Origin of the sequence: Mycolicibacterium phocaicum (assembly GCF_010731115.1) — a bacterium.
Classification (GTDB): domain Bacteria; phylum Actinomycetota; class Actinomycetes; order Mycobacteriales; family Mycobacteriaceae; genus Mycobacterium; species Mycobacterium phocaicum.
On sequence record NZ_AP022616.1, the window covers coordinates 367746 to 384310 of the forward strand.

A 16565-nucleotide genomic window follows, 5' to 3' on the forward strand; every position below is an offset into this window, starting at 1 on the left:
TGTGTTCACCGAGGCTTCGCGAGCGGGAACGGCAGGGTCTCGCGGATGCTGCGGCCGGTGATCAGCATGACGACGCGGTCGACACCCATACCGAGGCCGCCGGTCGGCGGCATCGCGTATTCCATGGCCTGCAGGAAGTCCTCGTCGAGCTCCATGGCCTCGGGATCGCCGCCGGAGGCCAACAGCGACTGTTCCTCGAGCCGCCGGCGCTGTTCCACCGGGTCGGTCAGCTCGCTGTACGCGGTGCCGAGCTCGACACCCCAGGCCACCAGGTCCCACCGTTCGGCAACGCCCGGGATACTGCGGTGCGGGCGGGTCAGCGGCGACACGGAGGTGGGGAAGTCCTTGTAGAACGTCGGTGCCTCGGTGCGGTCTTCGACGAGGTGTTCGTAGAGCTCCAGCACGATCGCCCCGGCGTCCCAGTGGGTCCGGTACGGGATCGTCGCGCCGTCGCACAGCTTGCGCAGCGTCGCCACGTCGGTCTCCGGGGTGACGTGCTCGCCCAGTGCCTCGGACACCGCGTCGTGCACCGTCTTGACGGGCCAGACGCCCGAGATGTCAACGGGCGTAAGGCTTCCGTCGGGCCCCGGGCGCATGACCACCTGGGCGCCGTTGGCCGCGGCCGCGGCGTTCTGGATGATCTCGCGGCAGCCGTCGATCCAGACGTTGTAGTCCGCGTGCGCCTGGTATGCCTCCAGCAGGGTGAACTCGGGGTTGTGGCTGAAGTCCACGCCCTCGTTGCGGAACGCGCGCCCCAGCTCGAAGACGCGCTCGACGCCACCCACGCACAGGCGCTTCAGGTACAGCTCGGGCGCGATGCGCAGGTACAGGTCCAGGTCGTAGGCGTTGATGTGGGTCTCGAACGGCCGGGCGTTCGCGCCGCCGTGAATCTGCTGCAGGATCGGGGTCTCGACCTCCAGGAAACCCTTGCCCACCAAGGTTTCCCGGATGGCGTGCAGCACCCGGCTGCGCGCGGTGATCAACTCCCGTGACTCGGTGTTGATGGCCAGGTCCAGGTACCGGGTGCGGACACGGGCCTCGGGGTCGGTCAGGCCCTTCCACTTGTCGGGCAGCGGGCGCAGGCACTTGCCGATCAGGCGCCAGCTGTGCACCAGCACCGACACCGTCCCATTGCGGCTGGCGCCCATCACGCCCGAGACCTCGATCAGGTCACCGAGGTCGATGGCACCGGTGAACTCGGCCACGGTGCTGCCGGTCAGGAGCGAATTATCCAGCAGCAGTTGGACTTCGCCGGACCAGTCACGCAGCTGCGCGAACAGCACGCCGCCGTAGTCACGCAGCCGCAGGACACGTCCGGCCACGCAGACCGCGGTGTCGGCGGTTGACTGCACCGCCTCGGCGACCGTGTGGCTGGGCGCCTGCCCGACGGGGTAGGCGTCGACGCCGCCCGCCTGCAACGCCTGCAGCTTGGCCATCCGGACCCGCACCTGGTCGGGCAGGCGGCGAGCGTCGGCGGTGTCGGCGGCCCCGGCCGCGAGATCGGCCACATCGGGTGCGCTGCCGTCGGCGTGCAACCGCCCCGAATCGATCAGATTTTTGGGGGCCGCGGTGTGGTGGCCGGTGTGGGGTTGCTCGTCGCGCCGGGAGAACGGCAGCACCAGGAAGCCCTCGGCGATGACCGAGGCGACGCCGACGCGCGGGATCAGCCGCGCGTCTTCGTAGCAGGCGTAGCGCGGCACCCACTCGGGCAGGTACTTCATGTTGGAGCGGTACAGCGTCTCCAGCTGCCACCAGCGCGAGAAGAAGATCAGCAACGCACGCCACAGTCGCAGGATCGGCCCGGCGCCCAGCTGCGAACCCTGCTCGAAAGCCGAGCGGAACATCGCGAAGTTCAGCGAAATCCGGGTGACGCCAATCTCTTCCGAACGCTGGCACAGCTCGCTCACCATCAGTTCGATGGTGCCGTTGGGGGATGCGGGGGAGCGGCGCATGAGGTCAAGGGACACCCCGTTGTTGCCCCACGGCACCAGCGAGAGCATCGCGACGACCTGGCCGTCACCCTGCACGGCCTCCACCAGCAGGCAGTCGCCGTCGGCGGCGTCGCCGAGACGTCCCAGCGCCATCGAGAAGCCGCGCTCGGTCTCGGTGTCGCGCCAGGCGTCGGCATGCGTGATGACCTGAGCCATCTCGTCGGCGCTGATGTCGCGGTGCCGGCGCATCCGCACCGTCAGCCCGGCCCGGCGGGCGCGGGTGACGGCCTGGCGGACGGCCCGCATGTCGGGGCCCGACAGCCGGAAGTTCTGCGGATGCAGGATGGCTTCGTCACCGAGTTGCAGGGCATTCAGGCCGCCCTGGCGATAAGCCTCGGCGCCCGTCGAACTGGCGCCCATGACGCCCGGTGCCCAGCCGTAGGTCTGGCACAGGGCCAACCATGCGTCGATGGCCGCCGGCCAGGCCCGCGGATCGCCGACGGGGTCACCGCTGGCCAGGCAGACGCCCACCTCGACGCGGTAGGTAATGGCTGCGCGGCCGTTGGGCGCGAAGACCACGGCCTTGTCGCGGCGGGTGGCGAAGTAACCCAGCGAGTCGTTTTTGCCCCACAGTTCGAGCAGGCCGCGGATCGCGGATTCGTCCTCCCCGGTGAGCGCATTCTCGGCGCGCTGGGACTGGAACAACACGATCGCCGCCACCATCAACGCCGCCGCGCCGAACAGGCCGAACAGCGCGTTGAGGAACGCATGCGGATGCCCGCCCTCGAACGCTTCCTTGCCGACCGCGGCGAAACCGCTGACCCGGTTCACGGCGTAGGCCAGCCGGTAATCGGGGTCCAGCGGGGGCCGGCCGGGGAACATCTCCAGCAGGCCCCAGGCCGCCAGGATGCCGACGGCCATGCCGGCCACCAGCGTGAGGGCCGCTTTGAGCAGTGCGCCGCGGCGAACCTTGGCCCAGAACTGGTTTCGTGACAGCAGCAGCACGACGATGACGCCGATGTGGAACACCAGGCCCAGTGCCTCGCCGAAGTCCTCCACGAAGGTCAGGTCGCCGTCCGGGAAGTTGTCGGACAGCAGGCCGTAGACGTTCCAGCCGATGTGGCCGACCATGTAGATCAGCAGGATCCACCAGGCGATCCGCTTACGTGCCGCGAGTGCCGCGGCCAGCAGGACCAACACGAACGACCAGGCGAAGCTGGTGTCCGGGAAGTTGAACAGGTAGTCGTTGACGAACTCGCGGGGGATGTGGATCATCCACCGGATCAGCGGCGACAGACTGGCGAACAGCGACAGGGTCGCGACGACACCGACGGTCCAGCCGGCGGCGGCCGGAACCCACCCCAATGTCGTCGGGCGCTGCTGCGATCTGCTCGGCGTCAACGTCATGAGTTCGGACAATATGCGGTGAAACCTGGAAGTGTCTGCACAGCCCCTGAGCTACCAGACCGGGCCGGTGTACTTCTCGCCCGGACCCTGCCCGGGCTCGTCCGGCGCGACGCTCGCCTCGCGGAACGCCAGCTGCAGGCTCTTGAGTCCGTCCCGGACCGGGCCGGCGTGCAGTCCCAGATACTCGGCCGAGGCCTGAACCAGGCCGGCCAGCGCGGTGATGAGACGACGGGCCTCGTCGAGGTCGCGGTGCGGGCTCTCGTCGGGATCGGCGTCGGCCAGGCCGAGCTTCTCGGCGGCCGCGCTCATGAGCATGACGGCGGCGCGGGTGATCACCTCGACGGCGGGGATCTCTGCGAGCTCGCGCACCTGGTCACTGGTTAGGTTCGGGTCGGTCATGACTGCTAGAGTGTCATGCGCGACCGTCCTGGCTTACGTCAGGACAGCAAGTGGAGTCCCACTCCCACCGTCGGCCTAGCGGCTTGACGGTCCGGTCACAGGCACATTGTGCCTGTTCTGCGTTGTGCGCAGGCGGCGTGAGCCGTGATCGGTCGGCATTGGGCCCTGCTATATGCAGGGCTTTTCTGTTCATGCGAACAGATGGCTGAGCCGGGTGTGTGACCTCTACTGAACAAGTAATGGAACAACCCGGGAGGCCCCATCAGCACTGAGACACGCGTCAACGAGCGCATTCGCGTACCTGAAGTTCGGTTGATCGGACCGAACGGCGAGCAGGTAGGGATCGTGCGCATCGAAGATGCCCTCCGCGTCGCCCAGGACGCCGATCTCGACCTTGTCGAAGTTGCGCCAGGCGCAAAGCCGCCGGTCTGCAAGATCATGGACTACGGCAAGTTCAAGTACGAGACGGCTCAGAAAGCACGTGAGTCTCGCAAGAACCAGCAGCAGACCGTCGTCAAGGAACAGAAGCTGCGTCCCAAGATCGACGACCACGACTACGAGACCAAGAAGGGTCACGTCGTCCGCTTCCTCGAAGCAGGGTCGAAGGTCAAGGTGACCATCATGTTCCGCGGACGTGAGCAGTCGCGGCCCGAACTGGGCTACCGACTCCTGCAGCGGCTGGGCGCCGACGTCGCCGAATACGGCTTCATCGAGACGTCCGCCAAGCAGGACGGCCGCAACATGACGATGGTGCTGGCTCCGCACCGCGGCGCGAAGACTCGCGCCAAGGCGGCGCACGACGCCGACGCGCCGGCCGGACGGCCGGCCCCCGCGGCACCTGAATCTGACGCAACCGCGTAACAGCAGTCGCGATCACTCGCAGCGGCCTCCAGCCGCCGCGAGCGACCGCATGGAAAGAAACTGAGGACACATGCCCAAGGCCAAGACCCACAGTGGCGCATCGAAGCGGTTCCGCAAGACCGGAACCGGCAAGATCGTGCGCCAGAAGGCCAACCGCCGCCACCTGATGGAGCACAAGGCCACCAAGCGCACCCGTCGTCTCGACGGTCGCGCCGTGGTTGCTGCCAACGACACCGCGCGTGTCGCCAAGATGCTGGCCGGCTAGTACCGCCCGCTCCCCTGAACATCGAAGATAGGAACAACTCATGGCACGCGTGAAGCGCGCACTGAACGCTCAGAAGAAGCGGCGCACAGTACTGAAGGCCTCGAAGGGTTACCGCGGGCAGCGCTCGCGGCTCTACCGCAAGGCCAAGGAGCAGCAGCTCCATTCGTTGACCTACGCCTACCGCGACCGTCGTGCCCGCAAGGGTGACTTCCGCAAGCTGTGGATCACGCGTATCAACGCTGCGGCCCGCGAGAACGGCGTCACCTACAACCGCCTGATCCAGGGCCTGAAGCTGGCCGGCGTCGAGGTCGACCGCAAGAATCTGTCGGAGATCGCGATCAGCGATCCCGCCGCGTTCACCGCGCTGGTCGAGGTGGCCAAGGCCGCTCTGCCTGCCGACGTCAACGCTCCGTCCGGAGAGGCTGCCTGAGTCTGACTACAGACTCAGCGCTCACCGAGCGATCTGCCCGGGTGGTCGCTGCGGCCAAGCTGCAGCGCCACGTCGGGCGCAAACGCGCCGGGCGCTTCCTTGCCGAGGGACCCAACCTCGTCGAGGCGGCGCTTCGGCGCGGACTTGTTTCTGAGGTCTTCGCGACTGCCGCCGCGCTGGAACGCTTCGGCGCACTTTTGGACGGTGCCCCGGTCTCGGAAATCACCGAGAAGGCCGCAAAGGCGTTGTCGGAGACCGTGACGCCCGTCGGGCTCATCGCGGTGTGCGCGCTGCCCGATGCGTCGCTGGAGACAGTGCTGGCCGCGGAGCCACGGTTGCTTGCGGTGCCGGTCGGCATGTCGGAGCCCGGCAACGCCGGCACCCTGATCCGCATCGCCGACGCCATGGGCGCCGACGCCGTGGTGTTCGCCGGGCACAGCGTAGACCCGTACAACGGCAAGTGCCTGCGGTCCTCGGCGGGCAGCATCTTCTCGCTGCCGGTGGTGGTGGATCCCGATGCGGCCGCGGTGGTTTCGGCGATTCGGGACAGCGGCATCGAAGTGCTCGCGACCGCGCTGGACGCCTCGGTCGACATCCGCGCCGCCGATCTGTCGGCGCGTACCGCGTGGCTTTTCGGGCCCGAGGCGCACGGCCTGCCCGACGAGGTCATGGCGCTGGCATCGCAGCGGGTGCACATCCCGATGCGGGGGAGCGCCGAGAGCCTCAACGTGGCAGCCGCAGCGTCGATCTGCCTGTACGAGAGCTCCCGGGCCCACTCCTGATCCGGTTCAGGCCAGCAGCCCCTTGGCGACGTGCGTGATCTGCACCTCGTTGCTGCCGGCGTAGATCATCAGCGACTTGGCGTCACGCGCCAATTGCTCGACGCGGTACTCGGTCATGTAGCCGTTGCCACCGAACAACTGGATGGCATCCATCGCGACGTCGGTGGCGGCCTGCGAGCAGTACCACTTCATCGCCGACGCCTCTGCCAGCGGTATCTGGCGGCCGGCCTGGCCCGACTCGATGACGCGGAACAGCATGTTGCGCACGTTCATTCGCGCCACCTCCATGCTGGCCAGCTTGAGCTGGATCAGCTGGAACTGCCCGATCTCCTTACCCCACAGCGTGCGGGTCTTGGCGTAGTCGATACACAGCCGCAGGCATTCCTCGATGATGCCCAGCGACATGGACACCACGCCGACGCGTTCGGCCGAGAAGCTCGACCGGGCGCTGTCGCGGCCGTCGCCGGCCTTGTTTTCCTCGGTCTCGCCCAGCAGCCGGTCCCGGCCCAGCCGGACGTTGTTGAAGAACAGCTCGCCGGTGCGCGAGGAGTGAATACCCATCTTGCGGAACGGCTTCGACTGGACGAAGCCCTCCATGCCGCGGTCCAGCACGAAGGTCAGCACCTTGCGGTCGCGCTTGTCGGCCCCGTCGCCCTCGTCCAGCTTGGCGTAGACGACCACGACGTCGGCGTCGGGTCCGTTGGTGATGAACGTCTTCTGCCCGTTGAGGATGTAGTCGTCGCCGTCGCGCACGACATACGACTTCATGCCGCCGAATGCGTCTGAGCCCGAGTCGGGTTCGGTGATGGCCCAGGCGCCGACCTTCTCGTACGTCACCAGGCCGGGCAGCCAGCGTTCCTGCTGGGCCAGGGTGCCGCGGCTCTGGATGGTGGGCACCGTCAGGCCCAGGCTGACGCCCACGCCCGTCACCAGACCCGAACTGACGCGGCACAATTCACTGATCAGTACCATGCCCATGCCGGCCTGGTCCGGTCCGCCGCCGAACATCCCACCGGATGCCCGGGGTTTGCCGTCCGAGGCTTCACCGGACCGCAGCCGGGACAGCCGCCGCTCCAGCGACTCCTTGGCCATTACATCGATTCCGAAGGTGGCGAACAGCTTTCGGATGATCGGATACGGCTCCATGTCGCCGCCCTCGAGTTCGTCGAGGTGCGGGCGGATCTCCTTGTCCACGAACTCGCGAACGGCGTCGCGCACGGCAATATCGACGTCGGACCAATCAAGCATGTATTCAGGCAGCCTTTCCGGACACTGAGCGGCCCGCGCGCGGACGCAGACCGGCCAACGAGAACGTGGTGTGCACCAGTGACCCGGCGCGTTCCATCAACGATTTGTGACGTGGCACATAATGCATCGGCAGGCCCCAGCGGTCTTTCGGCGGGGCCATGAATCCCGGCGCCTCGACCAGCGGCGCGTCGGCCGGCACGCGCCCGGCGGCCCGGCGGTAGGCGGCCAATGCTCTTGGGTGCAAACGGATTTCGTCGGGGACGGCGAGGAACGCCAGTTCGACGGCCTTGCCCAGTAGCCGCAGCACCACCTCATCGCCGGGCGTCCAGCGCATGCCGGCCCGCTCCCGGACCGCGGGGTCGAACACCCCTGCCGCGACCCAGCGCTGCCCGGCCACGAATGGCTTGAACATCTGGTCCCACACCGGGGTGGGCATCAGGACGAACCACGGCTTCGGAATTCGGATGGTGAAGATGTCGAGTGTGGCCCGATTGATCTCCAGTTCCTCGGAACACTTGTGTTCCCAATAGGTTTGGAAGTCCTCCCAGGTCTCCGGGACCGGCCGCATGCTCATGCCGTACATCCGGTACCACTGCACGTGCTCGTCGAACAGCTGGCGCTTCTCGGCTTCGGTCAGCCCGCCGCAGAAGTACTCGGCGGTCTTGAGGATCAGCATGAAGAACGTCGCGTGCGCCCAGTAGAAGGTCTCCGGGTTCAGCGCGTGATAGCGGCGGCCGTCGTGGTCGACGCCCTTGATGGTCTCGTGATACCCGCGGATCTGGGCACCGGTGTCGGCGGCGCGGTCGCCGTCGTAGACCACGCCCATGATCGGGTACACCGAGCGCGCGACCCGCTGCAACGGTTCCCGTAGCAGGATCGAGTGATCCTCCACGCCGGCGCCCAGCTCGGGATACATGTTCTGGATCGCGCCGATCCACACGCCGAGGATGCCGGTGCGCAGATCGCCGAAATACTTCCAGGTCAGCGATTCCGGGCCGAGCGGCTCGGCGGCGGGTGTCGTCCGTGGGGTCATGCTGGCCTCGCTCAACGTTGATACCGAGGGTTCTGTGTCGTCACGATAATCGTGACAACGCATGTTGTCCACGATTTGGTGCCGGTGTCGCAGTGACCGTTACAGAGCGTCCATCGGGCCGCCACAAGTCGGTGACCAGCCAGTTTTCCGACGCGCGGCCGTCGTCGTTGCCGGTGTCGCGGACCGCCACCTAGGGTGGCGTCGTGGAAGTCGAATCGTTCGAAGAACGATCCGACGGTGTCGGAGAGATCGGCCCAGCCTCACACGCTGAGCCAGGATCAAGTGGACCGTTGGGGTGGTTGCAGAACACCAATCACAGTCCGGCTGTCATCGGATTCATCCGACGGGCGCGCCGTGCACTGCCGGGTGATCCGGAATTCGGTGACCCGTTGTCGGTCGCCGGCGTCGGTGGGCCCAGCGCGGCCGCTCGCGCCGCCGATCGGCTGCTGCCACGCGGTGGGGCCTCTCACGAGGTGAGCCTCGCGGGGCTGCAGGTGTGGCAGGCCCTCACCGAGAGGGTGTCCGGACGCCCGGCGAACCCCGAGGTGACCATCGTCTTCACCGATCTCGTCGGCTTCTCCAAGTGGTCGCTGAGTGTCGGCGACGAGACCACGCTGCGGCTGTTGCGTCGGGTGGCTCAGGTCTTCGAGCCGCCGCTGCTGGAATCGGGCGGCCACATCGTCAAGCGCATGGGCGACGGGTCCATGGCGGTGTTCAGTAATCCGGTCACCGCGCTGCGATCGGTAATCCGCGCGCTCGACGCGCTCAAAGAAGTCGAGATCGACGGGTATCACCCCAAGATGCGCGCCGGCATCCACACCGGGCGGCCGCAGCGCATCGGGTCGGACCTGCTCGGCGTCGATGTCAACATCGCGGCGCGCGTCATGGAGCGGGCCACCAAGGGCGGCCTGATCATCTCGCAGTCGACGCTCGACCGGATCGACCAGCAGTACCTCGATGCTCTGGGCGTGACTCCCAAGAAGGTGCGCAAGCAACTGTTCGCGGCGAAGGCGTCGGGTGTGCCCGAGGATCTGTCGATGTACTGGATCAGGCCGCGCAAGGACGCCGGAACCGAACCCGACGACGGGGAGCTCGCTGAGGCCTAGGGTCGGCCCGGTGCGGCGCCTGGCCCGCGTTCCGGTCACCGTCGTCTACGCCGCGCTCCTGCTCGTCGTCACGGTGGCCCTGGCGGCGCTCGGCCCGGCGGCGCACGACCGGGTGGTCGGGTACGCCAGTACCAATTTGCACAATCTCGGCGCAGGCCGGGTCGACACGCTGTTCGCCAGTGCGCTCATCGCCGACGACGGCCGGTTCTTCCTGTGGCTGCCTGGGCTCATCTGCCTGCTCGCCGTCGCCGAACTGGTCTGGCGCAGTCGCCGCCTGCTGTCGGTGTTCCTCGTCGGCCATATCGGAACGACCCTCGTCGTCGCGGCCGGGTTGGTGGCCGCCGTCGAGTTGGGGTGGTTGCCGTGGTCGATCAGCCGGGTTGCCGATGTCGGGGTCAGCTACGGGGTGTTGACGGTGGTCGGAGCGCTGACCGCGGTCGTGCCCGCCCGCCTGAGAGCGGCGTGGCTCGGGTGGTGGCTGGCCGGTTCGGTCGCTGTTCTCGCGGTCGGTGACGACTTCACCGAAGTCGGTCACGTGGTCGCTCTTGCGCTGGGTCTGGTGCTCTCGCCGCGCCTGGATGCGCCGGTGCGCTGGACGCCGGTGCAGGGCGTCCTGTTCGGGGTGGGCGCGTGCTTCGGCTACGCCGTACTGGTCCACACACCGGAGCTGGCGGTGGCCGGGGTGCCTGCGAGTGCGGTGGGCGCGGCGCTCGTCGCTATGATCTCCGGGTGGCTGAGCAGGGTGAAGAACTATCGGAAGCAGCATTGACCGCGGCGGTCGACGCCGCCCGTCTCGCCTTCGAACAGGCCGCTGACCTCGACGCCCTGGCGCGCGCCAAGACCGAGCACCTCGGGGACAAAGCGCCCATCGCGCTGGCCCGTCAGGCATTGGGCACCCTGGCCAAGGAAGACCGGGCCGACGCCGGCAAGCGCGTCAACGTCGCCCGCAGCGCCGCACAGCAGGCGTACGACGACCGCATCGTGGTGCTGCGTGCCGAACGCGACGCCGCCGCGTTGGTGGCAGAGCGCATCGACGTGACGTTGCCGACCACCCGGCAGCCCATCGGGGCCCGGCATCCGATCACGATCCTGGCCGAGAACGTCGCCGACACCTTCGTCGCGATGGGCTGGGAGCTGGCCGAAGGCCCTGAGGTCGAGACCGAGCAGTTCAACTTCGACGCGCTGAACTTCCCGCCGGACCATCCCGCGCGCAGCGAGCAGGACACCTTCCACATCGCGCCCGAAGGGTCACGGCAGGTGCTGCGCACCCACACGTCGCCGGTGCAGATCCGCGCGCTGCTGGACCGCGAACTGCCGGTCTACATCGTGTCGATCGGCCGCACCTTCCGCACCGACGAGCTCGACGCCACCCACACCCCGGTGTTCCACCAGGTCGAGGGACTGGCGGTCGACAAGGGCCTGACCATGGCCAACTTGCGCGGCACCCTGGATGCCCTGGCGCGCGCCCAGTTCGGCCCCGAGGGGCGCACCCGGTTCCGTCCGCACTTCTTCCCGTTCACCGAGCCGTCGGCAGAGGTCGACGTCTGGTTCCCGGACAAGAAGGGCGGCCCCGGCTGGGTGGAATGGGGCGGCTGCGGCATGGTCAACCCGAATGTGTTGCGCGCCTGTGGCATTGACCCCGACGAGTACTCCGGATTTGCCTTCGGCATGGGATTGGAGCGAACCCTGCAGTTCCGCAACGGAATTCCCGACATGCGCGACATGGTGGAGGGCGACGTGCGCTTCTCCCTGCCGTTCGGGGTGGGTGCCTGATGCGTATTCCTTACAGCTGGCTGCGGGAAGCCGTCCAGGCCGGAGCTCCGGGCTGGGACGTGTCTGCCGCGGAACTGGAAGAGGCCTTCATCCGGATCGGCCACGAGGTCGAGGACGTCATCGCCGCCGGGCCGGTCACCGGTCCGCTGACGGTCGGTCGCGTCGTCGATATCGAGGAACTGACCGAGTTCAAGAAGCCCATCCGGGCCTGCAAGGTCGACGTCGGTGAAGAGCAGCCGCGCGACATCGTCTGCGGGGCACGCAACTTCGCCGTCGGCGACCTCGTCGTGGCGGCCCTGCCCGGCACCGTGCTGCCCGGCGAGTTCAAGATCGCGACCCGCAAGACCTATGGCCGCGTGTCCGACGGCATGATCTGCTCGGCCGCCGAATTGAACTTCGGTTCCGACCATTCCGGCATCATCGTGCTGCCGCCGGGCACCGCCGAGCCGGGCGCATCGGGCGCCGAGGTACTGGGCCTGGACGACGTGGTGTTCGACCTCGCCATCACCCCGGACCGGGGCTACTGCCTGTCCATCCGCGGCATGGCGCGCGAGATCGCCTGCGCTTTCGACCTGGATTTCGTCGACCCCGCCGACGTGCCGCCCCTGCCCGCCGAGGGCGAGGCCTGGCCGTTGACGGTCCAGCCCGGCACCGGCGTGCAGCGTTTCGGGCTGCGCCCGGTCGTCGGCATCGACCCGACGGCGGTGTCGCCGTGGTGGCTGCAGCGGCGCCTGCTGCTGTCCGGTATCCGCGCCATCTCGCCGGCCGTCGACGTCACCAACTACGTGATGCTCGAACTCGGTCACCCGATGCACGCCCACGATCGCAAGCTGATCACCGGCGGGTTCGACGTGCGTTTCGCCAACCCGGGGGAGACCGTCGTCACCCTCGATGACGTCGAGCGCAAACTGGATCCGGGCGACGTGCTGATCGTCGACGACGTAGCCACTGCCGCCATCGGCGGCGTGATGGGCGCCGGCACCACCGAGGTCCGCGACACCACCACCGACGTGCTGCTCGAAGCGGCGGTCTGGGATCCGGCCGCCGTGTCGCGCACGCAGCGCCGCCTGCATCTCGTGAGCGAGGCCAGCCGTCGCTACGAGCGCAGCGTCGACCCGGCGATTTCCCGTGCCGCACTGGACCGTTGTGCCGCCCTGCTGGCCGAAATCGCCGGTGGCACCGTCGAACCCACCCTCACGGATTGGCGTGCCGAGCACACCGCACCGGACTGGTCGCAGCCTGCGGTGACCATCGCCGTCGACCTGCCCGACCGCATCGCCGGCGTCAGCTACCCCGACGGCACCACGGCGCGTCGCCTCAAGCAGATCGGCGCGCACGTCACAGTGGCCGGCGCGACCGCCACCGTCGTGCCGCCGAGCTGGCGGCCCGATATGAAGCAGCCCGCCGACCTGGTCGAGGAGGTGCTGCGGCTCGAAGGACTCGACGGCATCCCGTCGGTGCTCCCGCAGGCTCCCGCCGGTCGTGGCCTGACGGCGGCACAGCAGCGTCGTCGTGCCATCGGTAAGTCGTTGGCGCTGAACGGTTTCGTCGAGGTGCTGCCGACGCCGTTCCTGCCTGCCGGCGTGCTGGACGCCTGGGACCTGCCGGCCGACGACTCGCGGCGCGCCACCATCTCGGTGCTCAACCCGCTCGAGGCCGACCGGCCCGCACTGGCCACCACGCTGCTGCCGGGCCTGCTGGAAGCGTTGGTGCGCAACGTGTCTCGCGGTGCAGCCGATGTCGCACTGTTCGGTATCGAGCAGGTCGTCCAGGCGACCCCGAACACCAAGGCTGTTGCGGCCATCCCGGTCGACCGGCGCCCGACCGACGCCGAGTTGGCCGAGATCGACCAAGCGCTGCCGTATCAGCCGCTGCATGTCGCCGCGGTGCTCACCGGCCTGCGCGAGCCGGCCGGCCCCTGGGGTCCGGGTCGCGCGGTCGAGGCCACCGATGCCCTGGAGACCGTGCAGATCATCGCCCGGGCCTGCGGCGTCGAGCTGACGCTGCGCGCGGCGCAGGAACTGCCGTGGCATCCGGGCCGCTGCGCCGAGGTGCTGGTGGGTGACACCGTGGTCGGCTACGCCGGCCAGCTGCACCCGGCCGTCATCGAGCGCACCGGTCTGCCGAAGGGCACATGTGCCGTCGAGCTGAACCTGGACGCCATCCCGGTCATCGAGCGCGCCATCGTGCCGTCGGTGTCGCCGTATCCGGCGGTGTTCCAGGACGTCAGCCTGATCGTCGCGGACGACGTGGCGGCCCAGGCCGTGGTCGACGTCGTCCTCGAGGGCGCCGGCGGCCTCCTCGAGGACGCGCGGCTGTTCGACGTCTACACCGGCCCGCAGATCGGTGAGGGTCGCAAGTCCCTGACCCTGGCCCTGCGGTTCCGGGCGCCCGACCGGACATTGACCGAGGACGAGGCCAGCGCGGCCCGTGACGCCGCCGTGGCCCTGGCCACCGAGCGTCTCGGCGCCGAGCACCGGCGCTAGTTGGAATCACCGCGAGCGGGCGTGTTTGTACGCAGACCCGCCGCCTGCGACGTGCATTTTGGGGCCGCTCGCCGGAGCTGCGTGCGCATCGTAGGCATCTGTCAGATCATTGTTGTTGGCCCAACACGGTGTGCAGTTGATTGCGGTTGGTGATGCCGAGCTTGGGGAACATCTTGTAAAGGTGGGCCGCAACGGTTCGGTGTGAAACGTAGATGCGGTCGGCGATCTCCCTGTTGGTCAGCCCTGCGGCGGCCAACTGAGCGATCTGAAGTTCTTGGGAGGTCAGGTCGGAAGCCGGGCCCTGACGAGGAGTCCCGGCAGGGGTGGCCACGCCTGCCGCACGCAGCTCGGCGGCGGCCCGATCGACGAACGGCGCCGCGCCGGCGGCGTCGAATACGGCCAGCGCCGACGACAGATGGGTGCGCGCCTCGGTGATCCGGCGCTGTCTGCGCAGCCATTGCCCATATGCCAGATGCGTTCGGGCCGTTTCGAGTTCGGCATTCGCATCTTCTCCAGCGACCAGCGCTGCCAGGAAATGGTCCTGTGCCTCGCCATCGTTCTGTGCGAGGAGCGCGTGGGCGCGATGCGCGAGCATCAACTCGAGGCCCGCCCCCAGCTGCCGAGCCTGATCTTCGATGTCGGCAAGCAGCGGCCGCACCAGTTCGGCGCCGTCGCAGCCGGCAGCAGCCTCGGCGAGATCGGCGACGGCCCACCGCCGGGAGGTCCTGTGCCCGGTCATTTTGAGCAGGTGCCCCAATGCTTCGGCCGGGTCGCCGGTGCACAGCGCCAATAGTCCCGCTGCCCAGTGCGCGTCGTCATGCCACACGATCGCCGGATCGGCTGCCAGCAGTCGACGCGCGGTGGCAACAGTCTCATGGGCCTGGTCGAAGCGGCCCTGCCAGACTTGCACGCGGGCCAGGGTGGCCGCCGCCGACGCCGCGGTCATCGGCAGGTTGATGTCCTGCGCCAGCCGCAGCGCATTCTCGGCGGCGATGGCCGCGGCCTGGATATGGCCCTCTTGCAACAGCAGATGCGATGCGCCGCGCTGACTTTCGCATTCGTCGGCGGCTGACCCGGAGGCCCTGGACCGGCTCTGCACCCGGTTCCAGCACTGCAGTGCGTGCGTGCGGTCGGCGACCGCCTCGGCGGCGAACCCGAGCGCCATCAACAGCAGCGTATCGTCGGCCACCTCGTCTATCAGCCGGGACAGGCGGGTGCGCAGGCCTTGACCCGCGCCGGTGTCGTCCACCAACGCCAACGCCATGCACACCGCGGGATCGTCCGCGCCGTTTTCGAGGTGGCCGAGGGCCGCGACGATATCGCGACGGGGTTCCTCGGCAAGGCCGTGCATGCGGCACTCGATGGCTGCAGCCCACAGCAACCGGCGCTGTGCGGCGTCGCCGTCCTTGAACTTGCCGGCGAGCGCCACCAGTTCGGTAGCCGACTGGCCCGATACCGCCGCGGTGGCATTGAGGACAAATCGGGTGATGGCCAATTGCTCTGTGCTGCAATACTTGGCACCCAGATTCTCGGCTTCGCCGAGAATGCTGATGGCCTCGGCGGTCAGTCCGGCGCTCCGGGCGATCTCGGCTGCTTCGGTCAACCGGCGCACCCGGGCAGGCGGGTCCGGGGACAGCACGGCAGCCCGGCGCAGGGCTGCGGCGGATTCCGCGCCCGCACCGCGCGCACGGGCGTACCGCGCAGCGCCTTCCAGGTCCTTGGCAACCTGCTCATCGGTGCCGAATGTGGCTGCCGCGCGGTGCCATGCCGCACGGACCAGGTCCACGGTCGCGTCGGCGAGTGCCCGGTGGACGACGGTCCTGGTCGACAGCGGGGCCGCGCCGTAGACCGTTGACCGGATCAACGGATGGCGGACGTGAATCCGGTCGCCGACCGCCTTGATGAGGCCCGCACGCTCCAGCGGGGCCATTTCATCGGTGAGTACCAGGCCCAGAAGACCAGCTGCGACGTCGATGTCACGCAGCTGGCCATCACTGGCCGAGATCATCAGCAGCAGCAGGCGGCCGTTGTCGGTCAGCCCGTCGAGCTGGGACAGGAAAGCCCGCTCGACGCGGCGGGTCGTGGGCAGCGGCTCACCGGAGAAGGTAGCGCTGCTGCCGCGCTCGCTCAGGGCGCCGGACAGTTCGATGACTGCCAGCGGGTTGCCGCCTGCCTGCTCGAGCACCCGTTGCTGGAGCAGGGCGTCTGCGTGCTGGGCGGTGGTGCTCAACAGTTGACGGGCATGTTCGGGAGCCAAGGGACCCAATGACAATCGAGGCAGACCGTCCAGATATGCGGTGGCGCCATCGAGCCCCGTACGTTCGGCGCACAACATCATCAGCGGTGCATTACTGAGCCGGCGCGCCACGAACGCCAGAACCTCCAGCGAAGACTGGTCCAGCCACTGGACGTCATCGATGATCAGGACGATTCGGCGTCGGCTCGCCGATTCTTCGAGGAGTCCGAGTACCGCCAGGCTGACCATCAGCCGATCTGGCGTTGGGCCTTCGGCCAGGCCAAAAGCGGTCAGCAGGGCCGTGCGCTGGCGGGGTGGTAATGCCGGGGTGTGGTCGAGCACCGGGTGGATGAGTTCGTGGATGCCGGCGAAACCCACTTCGCTCTGGCTCTGCAGGCCCGAACAGCCCAGCCTGCTGTAGCCGTTGGCCACCGCCCAGTCTGCGATCGCCGATAGCAACGTGGACTTGCCGATACCGGCCTCACCGTCGACGACAAGCGCTGCGCCACTTGTAGAGATCGCGGCGAGCGTGTCGGTGACGCTCGACAACTCGGTTGACCGACCGATTATCACCGTTGCCAAGCTAGCAGCCTGAATTGGCATTGCCA

Annotated in this window: 13 protein-coding genes; 8 read left to right on the forward strand and 5 right to left on the reverse strand. The window is 68.2% G+C overall.

Annotation, left to right across the window (positions count from 1 at the left end):
• Positions 1–5 precede the first annotated feature (5 nt).
• Together lysX and G6N46_RS01775 are read right to left on the reverse strand one after the other, a co-directional pair.
• Positions 6–3338: a bifunctional lysylphosphatidylglycerol synthetase/lysine--tRNA ligase LysX gene (gene lysX, locus G6N46_RS01770; protein WP_138249689.1), complete on the reverse strand. Its 3333-nt coding sequence runs from the start codon at positions 3336–3338 to the stop codon at positions 6–8.
• Positions 3339–3389: 51 nt separating this feature from the next.
• Positions 3390–3737, reverse strand: coding sequence for a DUF1844 domain-containing protein (locus G6N46_RS01775; RefSeq protein WP_061003551.1), 348 nt, complete (start codon positions 3735–3737; stop codon positions 3390–3392).
• Positions 3738–3998: 261 nt separating this feature from the next.
• On the opposite strand from G6N46_RS01775, the gene infC reads away from it, so the two are divergent.
• From infC to G6N46_RS01795, 4 genes are all read left to right on the forward strand, one after another.
• The gene (gene infC / locus G6N46_RS01780) at positions 3999–4598 is read left to right on the forward strand and encodes a translation initiation factor IF-3 (protein ID WP_082762265.1); all 600 of its coding nucleotides are present in this window, start codon (positions 3999–4001) and stop codon (positions 4596–4598) included.
• Between the two features lie 70 nt (positions 4599–4668).
• Positions 4669–4863 (forward strand): 50S ribosomal protein L35, encoded by a 195-nt coding sequence (rpmI, locus tag G6N46_RS01785; RefSeq protein ID WP_020103309.1) that lies wholly within the window; start codon positions 4669–4671, stop codon positions 4861–4863.
• A gap of 40 nt (positions 4864–4903) precedes the next feature.
• Positions 4904–5293, forward strand: a complete 390-nt coding sequence (gene rplT, locus G6N46_RS01790) for a 50S ribosomal protein L20 (RefSeq protein ID WP_029121325.1) — start codon at positions 4904–4906, stop codon at positions 5291–5293.
• A gap of 41 nt (positions 5294–5334) precedes the next feature.
• Positions 5335–6075: a TrmH family RNA methyltransferase gene (locus G6N46_RS01795; RefSeq protein ID WP_138249688.1), complete on the forward strand. Its 741-nt coding sequence runs from the start codon at positions 5335–5337 to the stop codon at positions 6073–6075.
• Positions 6076–6081: 6 nt separating this feature from the next.
• Here G6N46_RS01795 and G6N46_RS01800 read toward each other — a convergent pair whose 3' ends face one another.
• Both G6N46_RS01800 and G6N46_RS01805 read right to left on the reverse strand, forming a co-directional pair.
• Positions 6082–7323, reverse strand: a complete 1242-nt coding sequence (locus G6N46_RS01800) for an acyl-CoA dehydrogenase family protein (protein WP_138249687.1) — start codon at positions 7321–7323, stop codon at positions 6082–6084.
• A gap of 4 nt (positions 7324–7327) precedes the next feature.
• Positions 7328–8356 carry an oxygenase MpaB family protein gene (locus G6N46_RS01805; protein ID WP_138249686.1) on the reverse strand — a complete coding sequence of 343 codons (1029 nt, stop codon included), beginning with the start codon at positions 8354–8356 and terminating at the stop codon, positions 7328–7330.
• A gap of 203 nt (positions 8357–8559) precedes the next feature.
• On the opposite strand from G6N46_RS01805, the gene G6N46_RS01810 reads away from it, so the two are divergent.
• From G6N46_RS01810 to pheT, 4 genes are read left to right on the forward strand one after another with little or no spacing between them, the layout of a single operon-like run.
• Positions 8560–9462, forward strand: coding sequence for an adenylate/guanylate cyclase domain-containing protein (locus tag G6N46_RS01810; RefSeq protein ID WP_138249685.1), 903 nt, complete (start codon positions 8560–8562; stop codon positions 9460–9462).
• A 10-nt stretch (positions 9463–9472) separates the two neighbouring features.
• Entirely contained in the window at positions 9473–10231 is a 759-nt protein-coding gene (locus G6N46_RS01815) for a rhomboid-like protein (RefSeq protein ID WP_138249684.1), read from the forward strand.
• Positions 10192–11235, forward strand: coding sequence for a phenylalanine--tRNA ligase subunit alpha (pheS, locus tag G6N46_RS01820; protein ID WP_138249683.1), 1044 nt, complete (start codon positions 10192–10194; stop codon positions 11233–11235). Before G6N46_RS01815 ends, pheS begins: the two co-directional genes overlap by 40 nt.
• Positions 11235–13721: a phenylalanine--tRNA ligase subunit beta gene (pheT, locus tag G6N46_RS01825; RefSeq protein WP_138249682.1), complete on the forward strand. Its 2487-nt coding sequence runs from the start codon at positions 11235–11237 to the stop codon at positions 13719–13721. The genes pheS and pheT overlap by 1 nt, the downstream gene beginning before the upstream one ends.
• A 106-nt stretch (positions 13722–13827) precedes the next feature.
• On the opposite strand, the gene G6N46_RS01830 is transcribed toward pheT, so the two are convergent.
• Positions 13828–16530 (reverse strand): ATP-binding protein, encoded by a 2703-nt coding sequence (locus G6N46_RS01830; protein WP_234880693.1) that lies wholly within the window; start codon positions 16528–16530, stop codon positions 13828–13830.
• Positions 16531–16565 lie beyond the last annotated feature (35 nt).

Coding starts and splice junctions, on each gene's coding strand:
- lysX (WP_138249689.1), bottom strand. CDS start 3,338: ATGACGTTGACGCCGAGCAGATCGCAGCAGCGCCCGACGACATTGGGG.
- rpmI (WP_020103309.1), top strand. CDS start 4,669: ATGCCCAAGGCCAAGACCCACAGTGGCGCATCGAAGCGGTTCCGCAAG.
- pheT (WP_138249682.1), top strand. CDS start 11,235: ATGCGTATTCCTTACAGCTGGCTGCGGGAAGCCGTCCAGGCCGGAGCT.
- rplT (WP_029121325.1), top strand. CDS start 4,904: ATGGCACGCGTGAAGCGCGCACTGAACGCTCAGAAGAAGCGGCGCACA.
- G6N46_RS01775 (WP_061003551.1), bottom strand. CDS start 3,737: ATGACCGACCCGAACCTAACCAGTGACCAGGTGCGCGAGCTCGCAGAG.
- G6N46_RS01805 (WP_138249686.1), bottom strand. CDS start 8,356: ATGACCCCACGGACGACACCCGCCGCCGAGCCGCTCGGCCCGGAATCG.
- G6N46_RS01800 (WP_138249687.1), bottom strand. CDS start 7,323: ATGCTTGATTGGTCCGACGTCGATATTGCCGTGCGCGACGCCGTTCGC.